At 42.8% G+C, this 1,345-nt stretch carries 1 pseudogene; it reads right to left on the bottom strand.

Going from position 1 to position 1,345, the window contains the following annotated elements:
- Positions 1 to 369: 369 nt before the first annotated feature.
- Positions 370 to 1,206 (bottom strand): annotated as a pseudogene (locus O9295_RS06105) (type IIL restriction-modification enzyme MmeI); the annotation flags it as partial.
- Between the last annotated feature and the right edge of the window lie 139 nt (positions 1,207 to 1,345).

Below are 1,345 nucleotides of genomic sequence, written 5' to 3'. Positions count from 1 at the left end.
ACCAAGGGGGTTTACCCCCCCAAACCCCCCTAACACAAGAATTTTTTCCCGGGCTTTTGCGCCGCACAATTTCGTGTTCCGGAAATTGGGGGTATTGGGGGGGGGGGGGGGGGGGGGGGGGGGGTGGGGTGGTCACTGGGGGCGCGTTGCGGGGGGATGTGGGGTGGTAAGTGGGTGCGCGTTGCGGGGGGATGTGGGGTGATGGGGTGATGGGGTGATGGGGAAGTGGGGTGTGGGGTGTGGGGTGTGGGGTGTGGGGTGATGGGGAAGTGGGGTGTGGGGTGTGGGGTGTGGGGTGTGGGGTGATGGGGAGAATAAATAAAAATAATCTTCTGTCTCCTGTCTCCTGTCTCCTGTCTCCTGTCTTCGTTATTGAGGATTTTTTCTTTTCGGGGGTTTTTGTTTGCTGGTAGGGAGTAGGGGAGCGGTTAATTTTTCGTAGAGTTCAAAGAGGTATTCAATGCGGTTTAATTCACTGGTAAAGGGTTGGGGACGATAACACAAATCAACGGCTTTATCGAGTTTTTGGTGAGCTTTGAGCAAGTCGGGAGGCATGGTTAAGGTATCGTATAAATCCGCAAGGCTACTATCAGGATATTTTACCCTAGTATCTAGCACAGCTTGAGCGCAAGTTTCGACGGTTTGTTTTTGTTTGTCGGTGATATTTTCTGGAAAAGGAAAATTATTATAAACAATATCTTTTGAGTAACGATAATCACTTTTTAATCTGCCACAGACATATTTAACCCATGCCATGTGCATTGCTGAAGTAAGAATACCAAATAAATATAAATCGCCGTTCGGAATAGCTTGACAAGTATCACTTACGATATTATCAGCAGTAAAAAAGCCAATAGGAATGTATTTTCTATTTTCTGACGTAGTTCTAGGTACAAGAATATAGTCTGATTTTGGTTGCGTTATTTGTCGAAATAAACAATGATAAGAATAGTTTCGGGTTGAAGCTGCAATACTTTTTGACCTGAATTGTTTCACGGCTTCCACCCGCTCCAAAATTTCAGGTATATTCTTTAGTTCATTTGGTTTAATATCGAGTAGCCACAAACACCATTTTTTGCCACCATTTAAAAATTCTCTAGCACTAATAAAAGGTCTAATAAATTTAATTAACAAAGGGTTTTTTGAGACAAGAGTATTTTTTTCTTCTTCAGATAAAATAAAATTACCTCCATCTGTTGGCTTATTTGGCTCTTCGGGAATTGTTATGCAAATAATTAACTTAAAATAAAATTCGATGAGAGCGCCTACGCTCAAAAGTAGCTGAAATCCATACAGGGAAGGACTTAAGGCACAAACAGGTTAATACCAAAAGATAGACAATTGA

This window comes from Microcystis sp. LE18-22.4A (assembly GCF_027531105.1).
GTDB classification, from domain to species: Bacteria; Cyanobacteriota; Cyanobacteriia; order Cyanobacteriales; family Microcystaceae; genus Microcystis; species Microcystis aeruginosa.
Note: the sequence above shows the minus strand (reverse complement) of the source record. Positions and strands in the feature narration are given on the sequence as shown.